Here is a 20,921-nt window from a genome sequence, read left to right on the forward strand (position 1 = left end):
GAAAAAAAGTCCCGTCCTCAGAGAATGTAAACTCTAAAAACGGGACAGTTTTCTAGGAAACCTTATTTTTTAACTTAATCAGATAGCAGCCTTTTCTTCCTTGGTTCTTAAAAGACCTAATTGAATAGTTATAACGGCAGCCGCTATCAATCCGAAGATATAATATGAGTGTGCAAGAACTGCCGTAGGAGCAACACCTGACAGACCTGTTACAATCAGCATACCTCCGTCATGCGGGCAAAGGGCCAAGAAGGCACAAGCAAAGATATCAAGTAAACTTGCTAAGCGTTTCGGTGAAATCTTGTATTGAAAGCCGATTTCCTTTGCAATAGGAGCAGATATAATGATGGCTATTGTATTGTTTACCAAGGAAATGGACAGAAGTCCCGATAACAAACCGATTCCGTATTCTGCACCTTTTCTGCTCTTGATTCTTGAAGTAATCTTATTGATAAGCCAATCAATACCGCCGTAGTATTTTATCAAACCGATTAGACCGGAGATTAAGATGGCAACTATAGTAATGCTCATCATATCTTCCATACCTTCTCCTAAGGATTGAACAAAGGTCATAAATGTCAAGGTGCCCTGCAAAATGCCTATCAAACCGGCCATAACAATTCCGACAAAGAGAACAGCAACAACATTCATTCCTGTCAGAGCTGTAATTAAAACTACAATATAAGGAATAATTCTTATCAAATGGAATTCCAAGTCTCCTGTAATTGTACCTTTACCGCCCATAATCGCATACAAGATAAAGGCAAAAACTGCAGCCGGTATGGCAATTAAAAGGTTCATTCTAAACTTATCCTTCATTTCACAGCCTACACCCTTCGTTGCAGAAATAGTCGTATCCGATATGATTGAAAGGTTGTCGCCGAAATAGGCTCCGCCGATTACTGCACTGCAAGCTACAGCCAAATTTAGATCAGACTTTGTTGCTACACCGATAGCAATAGGGGCCATAGCAGCAATCGTTCCCATGGAAGTTCCAATTGCCGTAGAAATAAAACAGCTCATTAAAAATACTCCGGGAATCAACAATGCACTCGGAATATAGGTTAAGCCTAAATTGACAATGCTGTCTACACCGCCCATCGCCTTTGCAGCACCTTGAAAACCTCCGGCCAAGAGATAGATAAGGCCTATGAGCATTACGCCTTCATTTCCGGCATTTTTAGAAAACACATCAACCTTTGTACCGAATTTTTCCTTGCGGTTCATAAGAACAGCAATGAAGATACCGATTAAAAGAGCAACATGCCTTGGAAATTGTTTAAAAGCCTTAGGAACTCCCTGAGCCGTAAAAAACAAACCGAATCCGATGTACAAGGCTAAAAAAACCAGTAACGGAACAAAGGCTATAAAGCCGTACCTTTTTGAACTTCTACTTTCATCCATAAATTTTCTCCTATATTTTTTTTATTGCAGCTTCCAACTGCATAAGAGCCCTTTCAATTACCCGGCGAGAAGTTGCTGCATTAAATCTCACAAAACCGCTTCCGCCTTCACCGAATTCTATTCCGCTTCCCAAAGCAAGTCCTGCTTTTTCTACAAGAAATTTTTTAAGCTCATCGTCATTCATTTTTAGATCTCTTGCATCTATCCAGCAAAGATAGGTTGCTTCAGGTTTGTTCGGTTTTAAAACCGGAATATTTTTTTTGCAATATTCATAGATGAATTCCATATTGCCGTGAATATAATCTATTGCCTGACTAAGCCACTCTTCTCCTTCTCGGTAGGCAGCAATAGTTGCTACAAGACTAAAACAATTATTGCGTGCTACATCCATCTCTTTTAAGTTTGCAATGTATTGATCTTTTTCTTCCATGTTGGGGAAAATAATTGTAGATGCTTGTAAGCCTGCAAGGTTAAAGGTTTTACTGGGAGCTATCATAGTATAGGTAATTGTTTCAACCTCTTTAGAAATAGAAGCCGTAGGTATGTGCTTAAAGCCTGAAAAAATTAAATCCGAATGAATTTCGTCCGAAATGATTTTGACCTTGTATTTTAAACAAAGGGAGGTTAAGCGTTCAAGTTCATCCCTTGTCCAAACACGGCCGACAGGATTATGAGGATTGCAAAATATAAAAAACTTAATTCCTTTTTTAAACTCCGCTTCAATACCTTCAAAATTCATTTTATATTTTTCCCCTTCTACTATAAGAGGAATGTTCACCAATGTTCTTTTTGTATTTAAAACTATATCGGTAAAGGGATGATAAACAGGGGTCGTTATCATCATACGGTCTTGCTCGGTACTGAACATCTGCAGCATCATACGCATTGCAGGCACAACCCCCGGAGCAAAGGCCATAAGATTTGTATCCGGTTTGTAATTGTTTCTTTTAATCTGCCAATCTGCAACAGCATCAAAATAAGAATCAGGCCTAAAGGTGTATCCGAAAATACCCTGCTCTGCTCTTTCTATTATTGCATCAATTATGGGTCTTGCAGTTTTAAAATCCATGTCGGCTATCCATAAGGGAATCACATCATTTGTACCGTAATGCAAATGAGCTTCTTCAAACTTTGCCGAATAATTTGAAGACCGGTCTATTATTTCATCAAAATCATATTTCATACAACTTTACTCCAATAAAAATACTTTATCTTATATTAAGCAAAAAGAATACCAAGTAAAAATAAATGAGAAGAATTTACGGTTTTATAGAAAAGGATGTTATTTTATAGAAGAATCTCACAATATTAAATGGGATAAATAACCCAAATATACCCATTTAAGTCCCATTAATACTTTAAAATCCCAAGGATTTAAGATAGCTTATGCCTCTATCGTTTATTTTTGTACCGCAGCGGCCTTCAGCTATCGTTATAAAATCTCTTTTTTCAAGATCGGAAAGAATTTTTCGTATGAGACTTTCAGAAATACCCACCTCATCCGTACGGCACCTATCTAAAATTTTTCTTCTTCCAAGGCCTAAAGGAAAAGCGCTTTCCAAGAGTCTTAAAATATAGACTTCTTTTTCCCGATATGATAAGGCAGCATGCGGTTCCTGAGGCTCAAAATCGATGATATATTTAGGCAGGTGCTCAATCCTTATCTCTTTTTCATCCAGATACTTTAAATATTCAAGAACATTGTAAAGCTCTCTTATATTTCCTTCCCATCGGTATTTTAAAAAAAATTCTTTTACCTGAGGAGATAACACAAAACCTGCCTTTATCTTATTCATAATATACTCGGATATAACCAAAACATCTGCTTCTCTTTCCCTCAAAGGAGGAACTTCAATAGGTATTGTATTTAAACGGTAGTACAGGTCTTTTCGGAATTTGTTCTGAAGGGTAAGCTCCCTTATGTTTTCATTTGAAGCTGCAATTATTCTGACATCAATTTTGATGATGCGGTTTCCGCCAACCCTTATTATTTCTTTTTCTTGAAGAACCCGCAAAAGTTTAATCTGAAGGTTTGCACTCATTCCTTCTATTTCATCAAGAAAAAGAGTACCACCGTGGGCATACTCAAAGAGCCCCAGCTTACCTCCCTTTCTTGCTCCCGTAAACGACCCTTCTACATAGCCGAAGAGCTCACTTTCCAAAAGGCTGTCTTGGAAGGCGGCGCAGTTTAAGGCAATAAAGGGCATAGAAGACCTTTTTGATGCCTTGTGAATGGAATGAGCAAATAATTCTTTTCCCGTTCCGCTTTCACCAGTCAAAAGAATGGAGGCATCAGACCTTGCAGCCTTTCCTGCTATTTCCTTTATTTTACAAATTGCCTGACAGTTGCCGATTATATCATCAAAGGTATATTTAGCAGTATGACCTTTTTTCATAAGCTGCATCCTAAGATGGTGTTGATTTTTTTCCGTGTCGCTAAAACGCTGGAGCAGAATATATCTGCCTGCATATTGATTTTCCCAACAAAACGGAAAAACATTTAAAACAAAATTTGTTTGGTTGATCCGGATAATTTTTGAAACCTTTTTTGTGAGGCCGGAATCTTCCAAATGGTTGTAAAATTTTTTTAATACCGTTTTAAAGTCCCTGTTGATAAGTTCAAACCTAGATATATTCATAATCTTGCAAAAGGCATTATTGCATACAAATATCTTACCCCTTACATCAATACCGATAACGGCAACATCCAGCGACTCCATCAGCATTTGATAAGCATTTTCAATGCTCATCGTCTTATTTGTAAGAAGATCTATGCTGTAATTTTGCTCGGCAAGGGTTGAAACATATTGCCTATAGCTTTCGCTTTGAAGGATATGAGAGTAATCAAGCCTTAAAGCCAGTTCAGCTATAGTATTCGCCGTTAAAAGCCTGTCTCCAATATCCAAAACTTCAGAAATATGGCCGGGAACAAAACGGCGCTCTCCGGGAGTTATAGCCATATCAAGATTAGGTATATTTTCTTGATTGGGATAGCAAGGATACAGGATAATATTTGTTACACCAAGCCTGTGTAAATCCGAGATGGTTTCTATAGCCATCTGCCTGCTCAAATTTACAAGAAGAGCTTCAGTTCCGTTTTTTATGGCCTTAAGCAGATCTATCTCTTTTTGCCTGAAAGTCAAACGTATAAATACAGCTTTTGATTTATCGATTTTAGCCATAATAGGCTCAAAATTTTCACTCGAAGTAGCACCTATCAAATAAACATCGGCACATTCGATAAAATCGAAATTATCGGCATCTACACTTTTAGTGCCGATAATGATATCTTCATCAAAAAAGTTTTTTAAAAAATTTTTATACCCTTCAGCAACCTTTGAGGAAATAGTAATAATAAGAACCTTTTGCATCCTTATCTCCTGAATCAGCCTATCAATATATGCTATCATAGCTTAAAAAAAATTGCAATTAAAATTCTTAATTAAGATTTCAAAAAGATATTGGCAACATTATTAAAATATATTATAATATAGAAGTGAGCTTTTACGTAAAAAATTTTGCAGTCAAACATCGTTCTCTATTCATTTTTACAGTCATAATGTGCTGTCTGCCTTTTTTTTCTTGTGTAAGCACAAAAAAAGCAGTTTCGGAGGATGCACCTATAGGTTCCATAGAACAAAATGGAACAGGTTTAAAACCGATAGGAGAAGGTACAATTCTTTCCCTCCCCGGAAAAGATGAACTCGTCGAAAAAAAGCTTGATTCAACCCTTGCCTTCCTTATAGAAAAAGGCTCCCCTGCAAGTTTAAAAGAGTCTGTCCTTTTTATTCAAAACGACAGCAAGGGACTCACAAACGAAAATAAACTTTACCTAAAAATAATTACAGATATAATGTATCTTGTATATCCCTTAGAAACAAACGGCGTCAAACCTCCTATCTATGCAGAAGATGAACCTTATTTACGTGCTCTGCGTGAGGTAAAAGCCGGATTATATCCTGCTTCAACAAAAAGAGACGGTTTTTTAAGCCTTATAATTCCGGCGTTAGTTTTAACCTATGATGATTTTTCTGAAGCAGTTCTCGAACCATATGCGGAAGATATAGAATCAAGGCTTGTAGCGGCTCAAAAGCTAAGACCTCAGTCAGTTCTGCCCTATTATCTTTTAGGCCTTTTAAAGGAAAAAAACAATAAATTGACGGAAGCCGTTGCCTTATACCAAAAGGCATGGCAGCTTGACTCCTCATGTTATCCTGCCGGTTTTAAATACGGGCAATTTGCTGCCGAATCAGGTAACGGAACCGAAGCCTTAAAAATAGCTGATGAGCTAAACAACCTCTATAGTGACAATACCGAAGTCAAACTCCTATATGCAAGAGCCCATATAGCAAAAAATGATTTTAACAAGGCTTCGGAGAACATTGTATCGGTTCTAAAAAAAGAGCCTGAAAATATTTCAGCCCTTCTTTTGCGTATAAGAATATTGATAGAACAAAAAGAATACTTAAAGGCGAACTCTCTTTTAGATGCTTATTCGACAAAGAATAAAACCGCAAAAAACTATCTTTTATACCGAGCCCGAGTAACAAGGGAGTGGAATAAAAACCTGATTCGAGCCTCCGAATTTTTAACCGAGGCTTATAAATACTACCCTGAAGATTTTAATGTTCTTTTATCTTGTGCAGAAATTTGCTTTGAAGCCTCAACAAAAATAGATAATAAGCCTGCCGATTTTTTTATCCGCAAGGTATTAGACGGCTACCCGGAAAATACGGCAGCCCTAGCCCTTTTGGTAAAAAACGATATTAATAACGGAAAATGGCAGCAGGCAGTAGAATTGGCTGAAGACCTGGCAGCTAAATATCCAAGCGATACAAACAAAGAACTCTTATTGACCTCATACCTTGGCGCAGGCCAAACATCAAAGGCTCTCAGCCTTGCAAAACAACTTTATGCAAATACAAAAAATCCTTCAAACGCCTTTATAAATCTTTATATGGAAGCTTTATATGCCGGAAAGGATTATCAAACCGTAAAGCAGGTAATAAATCAAAAAATGAAGGGAGCCGATTCTGAGCTCAAATCTATTTTGTATTACTATAATGCAAAATTGCAACAAGGGAATCCAAGTGAATATTTGAATTTTTTACAATCAAGTCTCTTGTCAAATCCGAGAAACAAAAATTCTCTTTTTGCCATGTATGAATGGTATCTAAAAAATAAAGACTATAAAAAGGCAAAATATTATCTGGGGCAGGTCTTAGCCCTCGATCCTTCAAATAAAAATATCATTAATTTATCGGAAAACTTAAATAAATTACTTGCCGATTAACAAAAAAAAGTGTATTATGAATGTATGTCGTACTCTATGCGATATACAAACATAAAGACAAGGAGTATAAGTATGGATAAATATGTATGCGATTTATGCGGATATGTGTATGATCCGGCCCTAGGCGATCCCGATGGAGGTATTGCCCCAGGAACAGCATTTGAAGATATACCTGATGATTGGGTATGCCCCCTTTGCGGAGTAGGAAAAGAAAGCTTTACAAAGGTGTGATGCTTTAAGGCATCAAAAACGGAGCCGGCTTTTAAAACAAGGCCGGCTTTATTTATAAAAAGTTACGTTTGGGAGAAGTTATGGAAATCAATGATTTTATAAATACAATAGGTTATGACGGGAATTCTGCCATAGTAGATAAGGCAAGACTTTCAAAAAATTCTAATAAAAATATTGACCAACTATTGGAAGCAGGAGCTTTCAGGGCTGCGGCAGCCTATGCCGTTTATACCGAATCCGAAGAAGACCTTCAAAGAGTGGCCGATGGATATAATAAACTATCCCGGTCAAATTATAAAAAAGAACAAATTAGGAGACTTTTCGGAGTCTCTAAGGTTGAAGTCAAAAAAAGACTTGTCTGGTAACTACTCTTTTTGAAGGTTTATTTTATAATCCGCCATAAAATAAAAAAAGCCGTGCGAGGTATAAACCTTACACGGCTTTTTGTCATAGATGAAATTCTAAAACTTATTTTTCGCTCAAAAGCATGGTTTTAGCATCAAAAGAAGATCCGGTATCGGAGGCTCCGTTTCCGTGTTCTTTTAAGGCCTTAATCCTTACAAAATCCCCATCATTTTCAAGGTATAAAAGTACATCAATCTCATCAACATACTTTTTTAAGCTCTCATCGATTTCAAAGGAAGAAACATCTGCAGCAGCCGTATACCAAACAGCTATATCCATTTCCTTGGCGAAGGCCTTCATCTCCTTCATTGCTTCAGGCAGGGCCTTTGCAAAGTTAAAGTCGTCAATCATAACTACTGACGGCTTTGAACCTCCTTCTGACAAGGCTCTGATTGTCTTTAAAATCTGAGTAGTTCTAACCGTGTCCTGATTAAAGTTTAAGACAATCCTCTTAGCAAAAGCTTGGGACTTTACCTCTTGAGCATTCCCAAGATTCTTTTTCTTCGAAAGTTCATTGAACATATCGTTATACCATGTTATGGCATAATCCACATGCTGGCTGAACGATATATGAACAACAGGCTTGTCCTGTAAGAGTTTATCTAAACCGAATTGAACTAAAATAGATGTTTTTCCTACACCCTTTTTAGATGTAACAACACCTACCTCACCTGCTGCCAAGCCGCCGCCGAGAGCTTTTTCGAGTTTTCTCATGGGGCTTTTTTCAATCAAATCTTCTTTAAGCATTACAGAGCCTCCTTATTTTTTTTCTGCAAGCCGTTTAGCTTCGTATTCTTTTATCAGTTCTTCCGAAATACTTGCAGGAGCCTTGCCGTACTTGGCAAATTCCATAGAGTATTCGGCCTTTCCCTGTGTGGAAGAACGCAGAATGGTAGAAAATCCGAACATTTCACTTAAAGGAACTTCGGCATCTACACGGGTAAAGCTGTCGTCTTCCGTTGATGAAACAATAATTCCTCGTCTTTGATTTATAAGACCGAAGATATTACCTTGGAATTCCTGAGGTCCTTCAATAGAAACCTTCATGATAGGCTCAAGTATGGCAGGTTTTGCGGCCTTGTATGCTTCACGGAAGGCGCCGATTGCAGCAGCCTGGAAGGCCATATCCGATGAGTCTACAGGGTGGGACTGTCCATCATTTATAGTAATCTTAGTTCCTACAATCGGGAATCCGATCAAGGTTCCTCTCTTGACGGCTTCCTTAAAGCCCTTATCGCAAGAAGGAATGAATTCCGAAGGAATTGCTCCTCCCTTTATCTGATTGTCAAACTCATAATCCTGTTCGGTGATGGGTTCAATAAAGCCTGCGACACGGCCGAACTGACCTGAACCTCCTGTCTGCTTTTTATGAGTATAGTTAAAGTCGGCTCTTTGAGTGATGGCTTCGCGGTAAGCAACCTGCGGCATACCTGTTTCAACATCGCACTTATATTCTCTTCTCATTCGTTCAATGTAAACTTCCAAGTGAAGCTCGCCCATACCCTGAATGATGGTCTGGTTTGATTCCTTGTCTACATAGCTTCTGAAAGTCGGGTCTTCCTTTGTAAAGCGGTTAAGAGCCTTGGACATTTGGTCGGCAGCCTGCTTATCTTTCGGTGTAAGAGAAAGAGAGATAACGGGATCCGGAACATACATGGAGCTCATGGCATAGTTTAGGTTTCCTCCGCAGAAGGTATCACCTGAAGCACAGTCAATACCGAAGAGGGCTACGATGTCGCCGGGGCCGCCTTCGTTGATATCTTCCATGGTTGCCGAGTTCATTCGAACCAAGCGGCCTACCTTAAATTTCTTTTTGGCACGGGTATTAAAGAGCTCTTCACCCTTCTTTAAAGTTCCCTGATAGACTCGAACATAGGTAAGCTGTCCGTATTTTCCGTCTTCAAGCTTAAAGCCTAAAGCTACTACGGGAGCATTTTCGTCCGTTCCCAATACGATGGGCTTTTCATCTTCATCAATATTTAAAGCCGTATTTTCAATTTCGGTCGGGTCGGGGAGATAGTAACCTACTGCATCCAAGAGGGGCTGGATTCCCTTATTTTTATAAGCTGAACCGAGGAAGACGGGAACAAACTGCTCAGCAAGGGTTCCCTTTCTAACGGCTGCTCTGATCATTTCTTCGGTTTCGGCACCTTCCAAAAAGGCTTCGGCCAATTCGTCGGAGAACATGGTAGCGGCATCAATCATTTCTTCCCTGTATTTTTGGGCATCGGCTAAAAGATGCTGAGGGATTTCGGCCATGCGGATCTGGGTACCGTTTTCGCCTTCAAAATACATAGCCTTCATTGTAACAAGGTCTACAACGCCTTCAAGCTTATCTTCCAAACCTATCGGAATCTGCATCATATAAGCATTAAGCCCTAGTTTTTCCCTAAGCTGCATTCGAACCTTAAATGGGTTAGCTCCCGTTCGGTCGCACTTATTTACAAAGGCGATTCGGGGAACATGGTAGCGTTTTAACTGCCTGTCAACAGTGATAGACTGGGACTGAACACCTCCGACAGAACAAAGAACCAAGATAGCTCCGTCCAAAACGCGCAAAGAACGTTCAACTTCGATAGTGAAGTCTACGTGCCCGGGAGTGTCAATTACGTTAACCGTATAATCCTTCCATTTAACCTGAGTTGAAGCCGACTGAATCGTGATACCTCGTTCCTTTTCAAGCTCCATATTATCCATCGTAGCACCCACACCGTCTTTTCCGCGGACCTCGTGTAAAGCATGAATCCTATCACAATAAAAAAGAATTCGTTCCGAAAGAGTAGTTTTACCGGAGTCAATGTGAGCACTAATACCGATATTTCTCATCTTAGAAATATCATTACCCATAATCAATACCTCATCTTTATAGATTTTTAGGAGAAAAAACACTTTCCCCTAAATGTTTTCATAAAACCGAAAAGTTAATAATACTTTTCAAGATACAAGACGTTACAGTATAATAAAAAAAAGAATAATATACAAGGGGGCGATAAAAAATTTAAATACAAAAAAAGGGAGTTCGTAGTCTGAACTCCCCTTTGTACTACCACCTGAAGTGCGCAAAAGCTTTGTTTGCTTCGGCCATTCTGTGAACTTCTTCCTTCTTTTTGAAGGCTGTTCCGGTGTTGTTGTATGCATCGATCAGCTCTGAAGCCAATCTCTCGGACATTTCGTGACCGCTTCTTTTTCGAGCGGCGCCGATAATCCAGCGCATGGCCAAGGCTTCTCGCCTTCCCTCCGGAATGTCCATAGGAACCTGATATGTGGCGCCTCCGACTCGGCGGGATTTTACTTCAACAACCGGTTTTACATTGTCCAAGGCCTTTGAAAAAACTGCCAAGGGTTCTTCGCCGGTTTTTTCTTTAATCTTATCAAAAGAATCGTACATGATCTTTGTAGTAATGCTTTTTTTACCTGAAAGCATCATTCTTCCGATAAAGCGGGTAACGACCACGCTATTGTACTTGCTATCGGGAGCAACAGGGCGTCTTGCAGTAATTTTTCCTCTACCCATTTTTTACTCCTTAAGCCTTGGGCCTCTTGGCTCCGTACTTGGAGCGGCCTCGTTTTCTGTCTTCTACACCGAGAGCGTCTTTAGTACCGCGTATAATGTGATAGCGTACACCCGGGAGGTCCTTAACACGCCCGCCTCTTACGAGAACAACAGAGTGCTCCTGCAAGTTGTGTCCGATACCGGGAATATAAGCGGTAATTTCGATACCGTTACTTAAACGGATACGGGCAACCTTTCTTAAAGCCGAGTTCGGTTTTTTAGGCGTAATCGTCTTAACGCTGGTGCAAACACCGCGCTTTTGGGGGCAAGACTGCAAGGCAGGACTCTTTGTCTTAACCGCAGCAGATTTGCGTCCCTTCTTTATCAATTGATTAATTGTAGGCATAAGCCTTATCTCCTTAATTTATCCGCCAGCACTACGGAATATCAGAAAATATATTATAACATAAATTTAAAAAAAATGTCAATGCCGTAAAAAAGCGTTTTTATCTTAATTAGATCTCATCGGAGGCTGCGGAGGGTGTTTTTTTGAATAAATTGTCTTAAAAAGATGATCCAAACTCAAAATAGGATGCTTAAATAAGAGCCGGGGGCCTGCATACCTCATTATCTTTTTTATTTTTTCACGCATATCTTTTTTATAGCAATGCACAGGACAAACATTACAAAAGGGCTTTTTTTCACCGTTTTTTCTATAAAGACAGCTTTCACTTCTTTTAAAGGCATAAAGTAAAAGCTCATCGAGCTCATCATCGTTTATTTCCCGGCCTTTAAAAGAACGGTACATTTCTACCATCTTTGTGATGAGTCTTTGCTCTTGTTCTTTTTTATCTGTTTTCAACACAGGCAGCATCTGCTTCTAAAGCCCTATCGGGAGGAAGTGTTTTGATTTTAAAGATAAAAACATAGTACTTTGCCGCTATAACGCAGGCTATTAAGATACGGGCATAGGGCTTAGCCGAAAAATAAAAGGCAGCTGCAAGCATTATTGAGGCAAATGAGAGAATGATAATTTTATTTTTTAGAGTCATACCTTTTTTTTCGTAAAAGCTTTGAATATATTTTTTGTGAAAAGATGTGCCCATAAACCATTTTTTTAGCCGCTCGGAGCCCTTAGCAAAACATACAAGAGTTACCATAAAAAACGGAGTTGTAGGTAAAATGGGCATGATAATACCCATAACTCCCAGCCCCAGACAAATAAAGCCCAGCACAATCCAAAAGATATTTATTATCTTCATATTCTTCACCTCTAGTAAGACATACTTTACATTATTTTTTAATTTTTATCAAGTAATTGGGCAGGGCAAATGCATCAGAGTTTTATCTTAGCAAAAAAATAGGCTGTTCAACCCGCCTTTTGCCGCTAAGTCCTAGATTTCCTTAATAAATAAACGCTTAAAATCGAAAAGATAAAAATAGGTGTCCAAGCTCCTGCAAGGGGGGAGATATATTCCCACTTGGCACTCAGCATGGTAACCATTTCGGTAACATAAAAAAGAGTCGCTATTCCTAAACTAAATAAGATACTCATCAGCAATATATTCTTTTTAAATTTACCGCCCAAAGAAATCGAAAAAAACAAGACTATAAAGATAGTAAACGGGAATGAAAAGCGCCTGTGATATTTTGAAAGAGCCTCATAATAAGGAAGGCCGTTTTTTTTGAGAGCAGCAATAAATTCTTTAGCTTCCGAAATTCTCATTTCATCTACCGAGCTTAAATTTTTTTGAAAATTGAAAGGAGGCTCCGACAAGATTATATCATCGGGAATCAAACTCGAGCAGATTACAATATTTTTTTCACTAAATCTGTAAACTTCAGCATCATCGGTTCTCCAACGGTCATTTTCCCATACCATGCGGGAACTTTTGATAATAAGCGACAAGTTTCCGTCCTCATCCCTAATTATTATATAAGCATTTGAAAGGGTTTGTGCTTCGGCATTAAAATAATCGGCCGTGTACACAATTTTTCCGAGCTCGGATAAAATTACCAAATCCTGAGTATCTAAGCTTTCTTCTTCTTGCAAAAGTTTTTTTGAGAGTTTTGTTTTTTCGTAAAAATATTTTATAACAATATTGTCTTCAAAAAAAATCATTCCTACCGAAAAGAAAAATCCCAAAACCAAAAGAGGCAAGGTAAAACGGCCTAGAGATATTCCCGCCGAAAATATCGAGGTAAGTTCATTTTGCGCATATAAGTTTCCCATTGTATATGAGCCGGCAAAAAGAATAGCCAGAGGCACGGAGTAAGCAATACATTTAGGAATGTAGAGCCACATAACTTTTACAATATCCTTAAACTTCGCTCCGTTTTGAAGGTAGGCAACTATGTTGGCAAATAAATCTCCAAGCTGCAAAAGCAAGATAAAAAAAAGCATCGCAACAATGAAGGTGGGAATAAAAAGTTTAAGCAAATACCTTTGAAGCAGCCTCATTTGAAAATCCTCTTTATTGCAATCACTGACGTACATATTACAAGCAAAACGTTTGGAAACCACATAACAAGGGCTCCGTTTATATGCAGCCCCGATTCAAGGCAGAGCATTTGTCCGCCTATCAAAAAAGCCCAATAAGCAACCGAAATTAAAAGCCCTACTATAAAGCCCGTACTTTGATCATAGGTCTTTCCTGCACGGCTTATCGCAAAAGCCAACAATACAAAAAAGAAGGCTCCAAAGGGAACGGAAAATTTACGGTGAAGTTCCATAGTATAAATATTTAAAAGGCGAGGGCTTGTATCCCCGGCTTCTTTTTTTTGCCTTATATCCTTTATCAGATCATATGAGGTCATCTTGTCCGGGCCTGAGCTTGAAATAAATTTAGGGGCTACATCCTTTGCAAGAACATTGTAGGTTATACTTTCTCCATAGACAACGTCAAATTTAGACCTATTGTTTAAATCGAGATTTATAAGCCGGGGATTGAGCATTTCAAGCTGCATAATAATCGATACATCGTTGGATTTTTTTACATCGGTTTTTGATGAGGATAAAAATCGTTTTGCTCCTCTCTGGCTTGAATCTATTATCAAAAGATCATGGATGGAATTATCCTTTATTAAGCCTGAAACAACTATCGAATTTTCGTTACGCTTAACCGAATAAGACTCAAGCTCAAGAGCAGGAGTCGAAGAAGCAATATTGTAAAGCACCTCATTAAATCTTATGGTTCCGCGGGGAATTAAAATATCGTTGGTTATAAATGAACCTACCGAAACTAAAACTCCCAGAGCAAAAACCGGTATCAAAATAAATGAGGTAGAAACCCCTAAGGCATTCATCGAAATAAATTCATGATCAGCCGAAAATCGGCCTAAGCACATGAGGGTTCCAATCAAGGCTGCATAGGGTGCTGTCGTCGCTATTATAAACGGAAGAGAATAAAATAAGAGCAATAAAACATCTTTTATTGGGGCTTTTTTCGATAGGATTTCCTCAGCCATTAAAAGAATCTGGTTTACAAAAAAAATAAAAAAGAAGAACAGGAAAGAAACTATAAAATATAAAAGAAGTTCTCTAAAAACATAGACGAAGATTGTTTTATGATTAAATGATAGACGTCCCATAAGCTTAAGCTCTTTTTTATCATGCGATTCCCGTAGAGCCGTAGCCTCCTGTTCCGCGCTCCGTATTTGATAGCTCATCCTTTTGAACAAAGTCGGACTGAATGGCTTGGGCAATAACGGCTTGGGCAATGCGGTCCCCGTTTTCGATTTTAAAGTCTTCAGAGCCGAGATTGATTAAAAGCACGGCTAACTCACCCCTGTAATCGGAGTCTACTGTGCCGGGGGTGTTTAAAACCGTAACACCGTGTTTTAGGGCAAGGCCCGATCGCGGGCGCACTTGAAGCTCAATTCCTTTAGGGAGTTCAACCGAAAGGCCTGTAGGAATTAAGCATCTTTGCATGGGTTTTAGGATAATGGGTTCTTCAATAAGGGCTCGCAAATCTGCTCCTGCAGATCCGCTTGTTTTGTATTCGGGCAAGACAGCCCCATCTTTTAATTTTGTAAAAACTTCCATTAAAATCTCCCCATGAAAAATCGAAAAGCATGGGCCGGAAAAACAGCTCCATGCTTTTTAGTTTTATTTGGAACGCTCCTCAAGGGCATCGATATACGAAAGGTTAAGCCTTCCTAGCTTATCGATTTCCAAAAGCTTGACAGGAATCTCTTGTCCTTCTTTAAGTACATCAGAAACCTTTTCTACACGGGCCTTGGAAAGCTTTGAAATATGGCAAAGCCCCTCTTTTCCGGGAAGGATTTCGACAAAGGCGCCGAAGTCCATAATCTTTTTTACAACTCCGTCATAGATTATGCCTACCTCTGGATCGCTTGTAATACCCTTAACGATGAGTTTTGCACCCTTAAGGTCTGAAGATCCGTCCTTGCCGTAAATAGTTACCGTTCCGTCATTTTCGGTATTGATTGTTACGTTATACTTATCGGAAATAGCTTTTACGTTCTTTCCGCCGGGGCCGATAAGGGCACCGATCTTGTCTTCGGGGATGGTCATAACTTCAACCCTGGGGGCATATTGGGAAAGCTCCTCATTAGGAGCTGAAATACACCGGTTCATTATTCCGAGGATGTGCATTCTTCCTTCTTTAGCTTGAGCAAGGGCATTTTTCATAATTTCAGGCGAAACACCTGCAATCTTTATATCCATCTGGAAACCGGTAATTCCGTCAGCCGTACCTGCAACCTTAAAGTCCATATCGCCTAAGTGGTCTTCTTCCCCAAGAATGTCGGAAAGAATGGCGTAGCGGTCGTTCCCTTCGGTGATAAGGCCCATGGCAATACCAGCAACAGGCTTTTTCATGGGAACGCCTGCGTGGAGCATGGAGAGGGTTCCCGAACATACGGTAGCCATCGAAGAAGATCCGTTAGATTCCAAAACTTCAGAAACTACACGTACAGTATAGGGGAATTTTTCTCTTTCGGGAACCATCGGATATAGGGAGCGGTGGGCAAGGTTGCCGTGACCGATTTCTCTTCTTCCTGTTCCGAGCCTTCCGACCTCTCCTACAGAGAAGGGCGGGAAGTTATAGTGAAGGATAAAGTTTTCTCTTCTGTCGCCTTCGATATCGTCGTATATTTGTTCATCAAAGACTGTTCCGATTGTTACTACACCCAAGGACTGGGTTTCGCCTCGAGTAAAGACTGCCGAACCGTGGGGGCGGGGAAGAACCCCGATCTCGCAGGTTATGGGACGGATGTCCTTAGTTCCTCTTCCGTCAACGCGCAAGCCCTTGTCCAAGATGTTTGTTCTTAAAATATTATATTCCATATCTTCAAAGAGGGCATTAAAAAGCTTAAGCTGAATTTCGTCTTCAAGCTGTTCGGCATATTTTTCGGCCAATTCTTTTTTTACCTTGTCCGATTCTTCGCGGCGCTCCATCTTTGTGGAAAGATAGAGGGTTTTGCTTAAACGGGGGAAGGCTTCGTCATAAATTGCCTGCTTGTTTTCAAGCTCGGCTTCGAGGGGAACGAGTGGAAGTTTTTCTTTTCCTGCAAGTTCGCGCAAGTCTTCCTGCATTTTGCACAGGGCCTTGATCATTTCATGGGCCTTTTCCAAGGCTGTGAGCATAACCTCTTCTGAAACCTCGTTGGCGCCGCCTTCGACCATGGTAATGCCTTCCTTTGTTCCGGCAACTACAATTTCCATATCGGCAGTTTCAATTTGGCTAAAGGTCGGGTTTATAATGTATTCGCCGTTTTTATAGGCAACACGTGCAGCTGCAACAGGGCCGTCAAAGGGGATGTCCGAAATATGAACAGCCGCAGAGCTTGCAATAACGGCAAGGATATCAGGCGGATTTATCATATCCGTCGAAATACAGGTCGGAACCAGCTGAATATCTCTTCCGAATTCTTTTTTAAACAAGGGACGCATGGGTCTGTCTATGAGGCGGGATACAAGGATTTCTTTGTCCTTGGGTCTACCCTCCCTCTTTATAAAGCCGCCGGGGATTTTTCCGGCTGCATAATATTTTTCGTTATAGTCAACCGTTAGGGGGACATAGTCTAAACCTTCCTGAGCCTGTCCCGAGGCGCAGATTGTAGCTAAAATTGCGGAACCGGCATATTCCGCATAAATAGAACCGTTGGCCTGTTTTGCCAAATAACCGGTTTCTAAAATTAAATCATGTTCGCCGATTTTATAAGTTACTCTTTTTTTCATCTTCTTCTCTTTCAAAATTTCTTCTTTAAAATTACGTCAATTTTAAAACTCAATAAATAAAGATAAAGGTACAAGGAAAAGTCATCAGACAAACTGCCCTTGTACCTTATCAAACTACTTTCTAAGGTTAAGCTCTTTAAGAATCGCTCTATAACCTTCAATGTCTGTTCGGCGATAGTATTTAAGCAAGCTGCGCCTGTGACCTACCATGCTGATCAAACCTCGTCGGCTGCCGGCATCTTTCGGATGCTCTTTGCAGTGGTTTGTCAACTGGTTGATTTTTTCGGTCAATAGGGCAATTTGCACCTTTATATCACCTGTGTCTTTTTCGCTTGCACCGAATTTCTTTACAATCGATGCCTTTTGTTCTTTAGTAACTGCCATTACCTACTCCTTACAAATAAACTCTATGGTGTCAAAATTATTTAGGTCTTTTAGATCAAAGGCCCTTGAAGCCTCTTCGGTAAAGCTTAAAAGAATACCGTCTGCATTTACAAACAAATGAGCCTCTTGTTCTTGTCCGTCTACCTTTCTAACCAAGACCCTATACTTCCCGCTTTGCGGAAGAATCTGCGATATATATGCCTTGGGAGCAAAAATACTATTCTTGTCCTTTACCTCCCACGGCAAGCTTATGAAATCAAATAAAAAAGGATAACCTAAAAGGTTTTTTGCAAGGGAAAAATCCCCCAAACTTACAGCCTCCCTGATAGCGCTGGAGCTTACCTTAGCGAAGCCGTGATTCACGGGATCAATGGAATCAAAGCAAAAGCCTTTCTGAGGGGCTATTTTCTTTAAATCGGCCGCCCCCAATCCTCGGCGATATCCGCACAAAAAGTCGCTGCCTACAGCCAAATACCTCATACGGATAGTCTTTATAAGAATATCAAAGAACGCAGTTCCTTCTATTTTAGCAAATCCTGCAGAAAAGTCAATAAGTACAATGAAATGAAAACCTAATTCATGAAACTTTTTTAATCTCAGCCTTAATGACGAAACATCTCCCGAATAAGCCTTATTTTTAACTGCTGCAGGAGAGCGGAAAAAAGTAACAAGCCCCGGAATAAGGGCGTTTTGAGAAGCATAATCCAAGACCCGTCTTAGAAGTTCGTCATGGCCTTTGTGGGGGCCGTCAAAGCCTCCGACACTAATTGCTGTTTCTTTTCCTTCGGGGAAAACGCACGAGCCCGATTCAGCAAGCTCCTCCCACGAAATTATCTTAAAATCATCCATTACTACGAAGCGGATTATATCTTTTTTTCTCTTTTGTTTCAAGTAGCCGGTTTAGAATATCGAGGTCTTGAAAAACTACAAAAAGTCTTATACTATAAGCAAATGAAAAAGACAATATTAATTACCGGAGCTTCAGGCTCCATGGGCTCTGAAGCCTTAAAACAAATTGCCGAAACGGAAAAATATAATATAAGGCTTATCTTACGCGAAAAAAAAGCAAACCGCCGCTTGGCAGCATCTTTGCAAAAAAAATACCGTGAAAACTTAAAAATTATCTTTGGAGACCTATCTATTTTTGCCGACTGCGAAAAAGCTGTCGAAAGTGCCGATTATATAATCCACTGTGCTGCAATGATTCCGCCAGTAATAGACCACAATCCGGATGCAGGCTATAAATCCAACTTTTTGGGCACCTTAAATTTGATAAATGCCGTAAAAAAACTGCCCCAAAACGGCAGGGTAAAATTCATTCATATAGGAACGGTCGCCCAATACGGAAACCGCACCTTTAAACACCCATGGATAAGAACAGGAGACCCGCTTTTGATTTCAGCCTTCGATTTTTACGGGGCTACAAAGATTATGGCCGAAAGGGAGGTAATAGAATCGGGTCTAAAACACTGGGTTTCCTTGAGGCAGTCGGGAGTTTTGTACGACGACATAATGCTTAAAAACATGGATGACGGCCTCATGTTCCATACAGGCTGGAACACTCCCATAGAATGGGCAACAGCCCGAACCTCAGGCCTCATGCTTAAAAACCTCATCGAAAAAGATTTAGACGGCACCCTGCCTGAAGATTTTTGGAGAAGGATTTACAATATAGGAAACGGAAAAGAAGCCCGCGTTACAGGCTACGAAACCCTCGACAGGGGCTTTAAGCTCATGGGCCGATCGGCAAAGGATGTTTTTAAGCCGCATTGGAACGCAGCCCGAAACTTTCACTGCGGCTGGTTCTACGATTCCCGCGTTTTAAACGATTATCTTGACTTTCAATATGAAGGATTTGAAGATTTTTTTAAAAAGCTCGATAAAAAGTTTTGGTATTTTAAGCTGGGAAAACCCTTTCCACGACTTATCAGAAAATTTGCCATAGAACCTCTTTTAAAAACAAGCAACGCCCCTCTTTATTGGGTGAAAAACAATTTTGAAGGAAGAATAAGGGCTTTTTTCGGCTCAAAAGAGAGTTTTGAGAAAATTCCTCACAACTGGGAAGACTACAAGCTCTTATGCGAAAACAACAATCCCGAAACAGGCGAAAAGCTAAACTATGACGAATTAAAAGAAGAAAGCAAGGCTTCATCCTTTTTGCTTGACCACGGCTATGATGAATCTAAAAAAGAAAGCGAGCTTGGTATAATCGATGCAAGGGATGCAGCCCGATTTAGGGGAGGCGAATGTTTAAGCGCCGAGATGAAAGAAGGCGACCTCTACACTCCGCTTGAGTGGAAGTGTGCCTGCGGGCACAAGTTTAAGGCAAGTCCCTTTCTTGTTTTAAAAACCGGCCACTGGTGCCCCGAATGTGCATGTCCTCCGTGGAATTTTGACGAGCAGGCAAGAAAGGTTCCATTTTACGCTCAACTTTGGTATGATGACCACAGCCCCGATGAAGCCAACTTTTATGATAAGGACTGCTTTAGGGATATTTTAAATTGAAGAGTAAACTAAGCCTTTAATTAAGTATTTTTATATCAGTTTTTTCTTTTTAAACCAGGCCAATCCTAAAACAACAATTGCAACACTCAAGATTATTACGGAAAGATAGCCGTACTTCCATGAAAGTTCGGGCATATGGGTAAAGTTCATACCGTACCAGCCTACTACAAGAGTAAGGGGAAGAAAGATTGTAGTTACAACCGTAAAGATTTTCATAATCTTATTTAGGTGCAGGTCGAGCTGGGCTTGATAGGACTCCCGCAGCTGATTTGAATACTCCCTCAAAATACGGATATTTGCTCCGTAACGCTCTACCCTTTTTGAAAGCAGGTTTATAATTGTCAGCTCTTCTTCGGTAAAAATCTCGTTTTCGTTTTCGGCCAGCTCTTGGCAAAAATCTTCCAGCTGATCGTAATAACTGAAGAGGGTTAAAAGCTCGTTGTTTATATTCGAAAGCTCCGTTTCAAAGTGACTGTCCTCTTCAATCTTTTCCCAAACACGCATTTCAAGTTCTGCTATTTTCTTTCTAAAACGGTGATAGACACCTGCATGGGACTTGATGAGCTCTTTAAAAAAGCGGTTAAGAATACGCGGAATGTTTCTTTCACGGGCTATAGTTTGCTGTAAGGCTGCTTCAAAGGCTTTTTGAGTGGAATAGTCCTTGTCTATAATTTCTATAGCCAAAAAAAGATTTTTTGATATATAAAGGCCTATAGTGTCGCGGTCTTTAAAGATGTTTTCCATTTCGACTATGTTTATAACGCCGAAACTGTAGTCTTCCCAAACGCCGAGGGTGTTTTGCTGTGAAAAATCGCTGCACTGCTCAATGAAGAGAGGATCGAGATCTAAAAGGCTTTGCAGCTCGATAAGTTCTTTAAATTTTATGTAGCCTGCAACAGGGCCCGTTATTTTTTCTGTCCGAGGATCAATCGGGGTTAATTCCGCATCTAATTTTACAAACATAGCTTAGCCTATCATATTTTTTATATTATATCAATAAT

The 20,921-nt window shown here is 39.9% G+C and carries 20 protein-coding genes; 4 read left to right on the plus strand and 16 right to left on the minus strand.

Annotation, left to right across the window (positions count from 1 at the left end; genetic code table 11):
* Positions 1-78: 78 nt before the first annotated feature.
* From E4O07_RS08205 to E4O07_RS08215, 3 genes are all read right to left on the minus strand, one after another.
* The gene (locus E4O07_RS08205; protein WP_253684972.1) at positions 79-1,404 is read right to left on the minus strand and encodes a Na+/H+ antiporter NhaC family protein; all 1,326 of its coding nucleotides are present in this window, start codon (positions 1,402-1,404) and stop codon (positions 79-81) included.
* A 10-nt stretch (positions 1,405-1,414) separates the two neighbouring features.
* Positions 1,415-2,587: a MalY/PatB family protein gene (locus tag E4O07_RS08210; RefSeq protein WP_253684973.1), complete on the minus strand. Its 1,173-nt coding sequence runs from the start codon at positions 2,585-2,587 to the stop codon at positions 1,415-1,417.
* Positions 2,588-2,762: 175 nt separating this feature from the next.
* Positions 2,763-4,775, minus strand: coding sequence for a sigma-54 interaction domain-containing protein (locus tag E4O07_RS08215; RefSeq protein ID WP_253684974.1), 2,013 nt, complete (start codon positions 4,773-4,775; stop codon positions 2,763-2,765).
* Between the two features lie 125 nt (positions 4,776-4,900).
* Here E4O07_RS08215 and E4O07_RS08220 point away from each other — a divergent pair, with 125 nt between their 5' ends.
* The 3 genes from E4O07_RS08220 (at position 4,901) to E4O07_RS08230 (ending at position 7,293) form a co-directional block, all read left to right on the plus strand.
* Positions 4,901-6,697 carry a tetratricopeptide repeat protein gene (locus tag E4O07_RS08220; protein ID WP_253684975.1) on the plus strand — a complete coding sequence of 599 codons (1,797 nt, stop codon included), beginning with the start codon at positions 4,901-4,903 and terminating at the stop codon, positions 6,695-6,697.
* A 72-nt stretch (positions 6,698-6,769) separates the two neighbouring features.
* Positions 6,770-6,928: a rubredoxin gene (gene rd, locus E4O07_RS08225; protein WP_002670545.1), complete on the plus strand. Its 159-nt coding sequence runs from the start codon at positions 6,770-6,772 to the stop codon at positions 6,926-6,928.
* Positions 6,929-7,008: 80 nt separating this feature from the next.
* Positions 7,009-7,293: a hypothetical protein gene (locus E4O07_RS08230; RefSeq protein WP_253684976.1), complete on the plus strand. Its 285-nt coding sequence runs from the start codon at positions 7,009-7,011 to the stop codon at positions 7,291-7,293.
* A 103-nt stretch (positions 7,294-7,396) separates the two neighbouring features.
* Here the strand turns inward: E4O07_RS08230 and E4O07_RS08235 are convergent, their stop codons facing one another.
* The 12 genes from E4O07_RS08235 to E4O07_RS08290 all read right to left on the minus strand — a co-directional run bounded on the left by E4O07_RS08235 (position 7,397) and on the right by E4O07_RS08290 (position 18,264).
* Positions 7,397-8,080 carry a P-loop NTPase family protein gene (locus E4O07_RS08235; RefSeq protein ID WP_253684977.1) on the minus strand — a complete coding sequence of 228 codons (684 nt, stop codon included), beginning with the start codon at positions 8,078-8,080 and terminating at the stop codon, positions 7,397-7,399.
* 12 nt (positions 8,081-8,092) lie between these two features.
* Positions 8,093-10,180, minus strand: a complete 2,088-nt coding sequence (gene fusA / locus E4O07_RS08240; RefSeq protein ID WP_253684978.1) for an elongation factor G — start codon at positions 10,178-10,180, stop codon at positions 8,093-8,095.
* Positions 10,181-10,376: 196 nt separating this feature from the next.
* On the minus strand, positions 10,377-10,847 hold the full coding sequence (gene rpsG / locus E4O07_RS08245; RefSeq protein ID WP_002670537.1) for a 30S ribosomal protein S7: 471 nt from the start codon (positions 10,845-10,847) through the stop codon (positions 10,377-10,379).
* A gap of 10 nt (positions 10,848-10,857) precedes the next feature.
* On the minus strand, positions 10,858-11,232 hold the full coding sequence (rpsL, locus tag E4O07_RS08250) for a 30S ribosomal protein S12 (RefSeq protein ID WP_253676978.1): 375 nt from the start codon (positions 11,230-11,232) through the stop codon (positions 10,858-10,860).
* 105 nt (positions 11,233-11,337) lie between these two features.
* On the minus strand, positions 11,338-11,700 hold the full coding sequence (locus E4O07_RS08255) for a nitrous oxide-stimulated promoter family protein (RefSeq protein WP_253676979.1): 363 nt from the start codon (positions 11,698-11,700) through the stop codon (positions 11,338-11,340).
* Complete coding sequence (locus E4O07_RS08260; RefSeq protein WP_253684979.1) at positions 11,675-12,088, minus strand: YbaN family protein; 414 nt, start codon at positions 12,086-12,088, stop codon at positions 11,675-11,677. The genes E4O07_RS08255 and E4O07_RS08260 overlap by 26 nt, the downstream gene beginning before the upstream one ends.
* 125 nt (positions 12,089-12,213) lie before the next feature.
* The gene (locus tag E4O07_RS08265) at positions 12,214-13,287 is read right to left on the minus strand and encodes an LptF/LptG family permease (protein ID WP_253684980.1); all 1,074 of its coding nucleotides are present in this window, start codon (positions 13,285-13,287) and stop codon (positions 12,214-12,216) included.
* Positions 13,284-14,417, minus strand: coding sequence for an LptF/LptG family permease (locus E4O07_RS08270; protein WP_253684981.1), 1,134 nt, complete (start codon positions 14,415-14,417; stop codon positions 13,284-13,286). Before E4O07_RS08270 ends, E4O07_RS08265 begins: the two co-directional genes overlap by 4 nt.
* A gap of 19 nt (positions 14,418-14,436) precedes the next feature.
* Entirely contained in the window at positions 14,437-14,871 is a 435-nt protein-coding gene (gene dut, locus E4O07_RS08275) for a dUTP diphosphatase (RefSeq protein WP_253684982.1), read from the minus strand.
* A 63-nt stretch (positions 14,872-14,934) separates the two neighbouring features.
* Positions 14,935-17,031: a polyribonucleotide nucleotidyltransferase gene (gene pnp, locus E4O07_RS08280; protein ID WP_253684983.1), complete on the minus strand. Its 2,097-nt coding sequence runs from the start codon at positions 17,029-17,031 to the stop codon at positions 14,935-14,937.
* 114 nt (positions 17,032-17,145) lie between these two features.
* Positions 17,146-17,415: a 30S ribosomal protein S15 gene (rpsO, locus tag E4O07_RS08285; protein ID WP_253684984.1), complete on the minus strand. Its 270-nt coding sequence runs from the start codon at positions 17,413-17,415 to the stop codon at positions 17,146-17,148.
* A 3-nt stretch (positions 17,416-17,418) separates the two neighbouring features.
* Complete coding sequence (locus tag E4O07_RS08290) at positions 17,419-18,264, minus strand: FAD synthetase family protein (protein ID WP_371921972.1); 846 nt, start codon at positions 18,262-18,264, stop codon at positions 17,419-17,421.
* Positions 18,265-18,366: 102 nt separating this feature from the next.
* On the opposite strand from E4O07_RS08290, the gene E4O07_RS08295 reads away from it, so the two are divergent.
* On the plus strand, positions 18,367-19,920 hold the full coding sequence (locus E4O07_RS08295; protein WP_253684986.1) for an NAD-dependent epimerase/dehydratase family protein: 1,554 nt from the start codon (positions 18,367-18,369) through the stop codon (positions 19,918-19,920).
* A 30-nt stretch (positions 19,921-19,950) separates the two neighbouring features.
* On the opposite strand, the gene E4O07_RS08300 is transcribed toward E4O07_RS08295, so the two are convergent.
* Positions 19,951-20,883 carry a magnesium transporter CorA family protein gene (locus E4O07_RS08300; RefSeq protein ID WP_253684987.1) on the minus strand — a complete coding sequence of 311 codons (933 nt, stop codon included), beginning with the start codon at positions 20,881-20,883 and terminating at the stop codon, positions 19,951-19,953.
* Positions 20,884-20,921: the final 38 nt, after the last annotated feature.

The sequence above is a fragment of the Treponema sp. OMZ 798 genome (assembly GCF_024181385.1).
Classification (GTDB): Bacteria; Spirochaetota; Spirochaetia; order Treponematales; family Treponemataceae; genus Treponema_B.

Excerpts from the sequence above, each read along its gene's own strand:
- E4O07_RS08205 (WP_253684972.1), bottom strand. The coding sequence starts at position 1,404 with ATGGATGAAAGTAGAAGTTCAAAAAGGTACGGCTTTATAGCCTTTGTT.
- E4O07_RS08210 (WP_253684973.1), bottom strand. The coding sequence starts at position 2,587 with ATGAAATATGATTTTGATGAAATAATAGACCGGTCTTCAAATTATTCG.
- E4O07_RS08215 (WP_253684974.1), bottom strand. The coding sequence starts at position 4,775 with ATGCAAAAGGTTCTTATTATTACTATTTCCTCAAAGGTTGCTGAAGGG.
- rd (WP_002670545.1), top strand. The coding sequence starts at position 6,770 with ATGGATAAATATGTATGCGATTTATGCGGATATGTGTATGATCCGGCC.
- E4O07_RS08230 (WP_253684976.1), top strand. The coding sequence starts at position 7,009 with ATGGAAATCAATGATTTTATAAATACAATAGGTTATGACGGGAATTCT.
- E4O07_RS08235 (WP_253684977.1), bottom strand. The coding sequence starts at position 8,080 with ATGCTTAAAGAAGATTTGATTGAAAAAAGCCCCATGAGAAAACTCGAA.
- fusA (WP_253684978.1), bottom strand. The coding sequence starts at position 10,180 with ATGGGTAATGATATTTCTAAGATGAGAAATATCGGTATTAGTGCTCAC.
- rpsG (WP_002670537.1), bottom strand. The coding sequence starts at position 10,847 with ATGGGTAGAGGAAAAATTACTGCAAGACGCCCTGTTGCTCCCGATAGC.
- rpsL (WP_253676978.1), bottom strand. The coding sequence starts at position 11,232 with ATGCCTACAATTAATCAATTGATAAAGAAGGGACGCAAATCTGCTGCG.
- E4O07_RS08255 (WP_253676979.1), bottom strand. The coding sequence starts at position 11,700 with ATGCTGCCTGTGTTGAAAACAGATAAAAAAGAACAAGAGCAAAGACTC.
- E4O07_RS08260 (WP_253684979.1), bottom strand. The coding sequence starts at position 12,088 with ATGAAGATAATAAATATCTTTTGGATTGTGCTGGGCTTTATTTGTCTG.
- E4O07_RS08265 (WP_253684980.1), bottom strand. The coding sequence starts at position 13,287 with ATGAGGCTGCTTCAAAGGTATTTGCTTAAACTTTTTATTCCCACCTTC.
- E4O07_RS08270 (WP_253684981.1), bottom strand. The coding sequence starts at position 14,417 with ATGGGACGTCTATCATTTAATCATAAAACAATCTTCGTCTATGTTTTT.
- dut (WP_253684982.1), bottom strand. The coding sequence starts at position 14,871 with ATGGAAGTTTTTACAAAATTAAAAGATGGGGCTGTCTTGCCCGAATAC.
- pnp (WP_253684983.1), bottom strand. The coding sequence starts at position 17,031 with ATGAAAAAAAGAGTAACTTATAAAATCGGCGAACATGATTTAATTTTA.
- rpsO (WP_253684984.1), bottom strand. The coding sequence starts at position 17,415 with ATGGCAGTTACTAAAGAACAAAAGGCATCGATTGTAAAGAAATTCGGT.
- E4O07_RS08290 (WP_371921972.1), bottom strand. The coding sequence starts at position 18,264 with ATGGATGATTTTAAGATAATTTCGTGGGAGGAGCTTGCTGAATCGGGC.
- E4O07_RS08295 (WP_253684986.1), top strand. The coding sequence starts at position 18,367 with ATGAAAAAGACAATATTAATTACCGGAGCTTCAGGCTCCATGGGCTCT.
- E4O07_RS08300 (WP_253684987.1), bottom strand. The coding sequence starts at position 20,883 with ATGTTTGTAAAATTAGATGCGGAATTAACCCCGATTGATCCTCGGACA.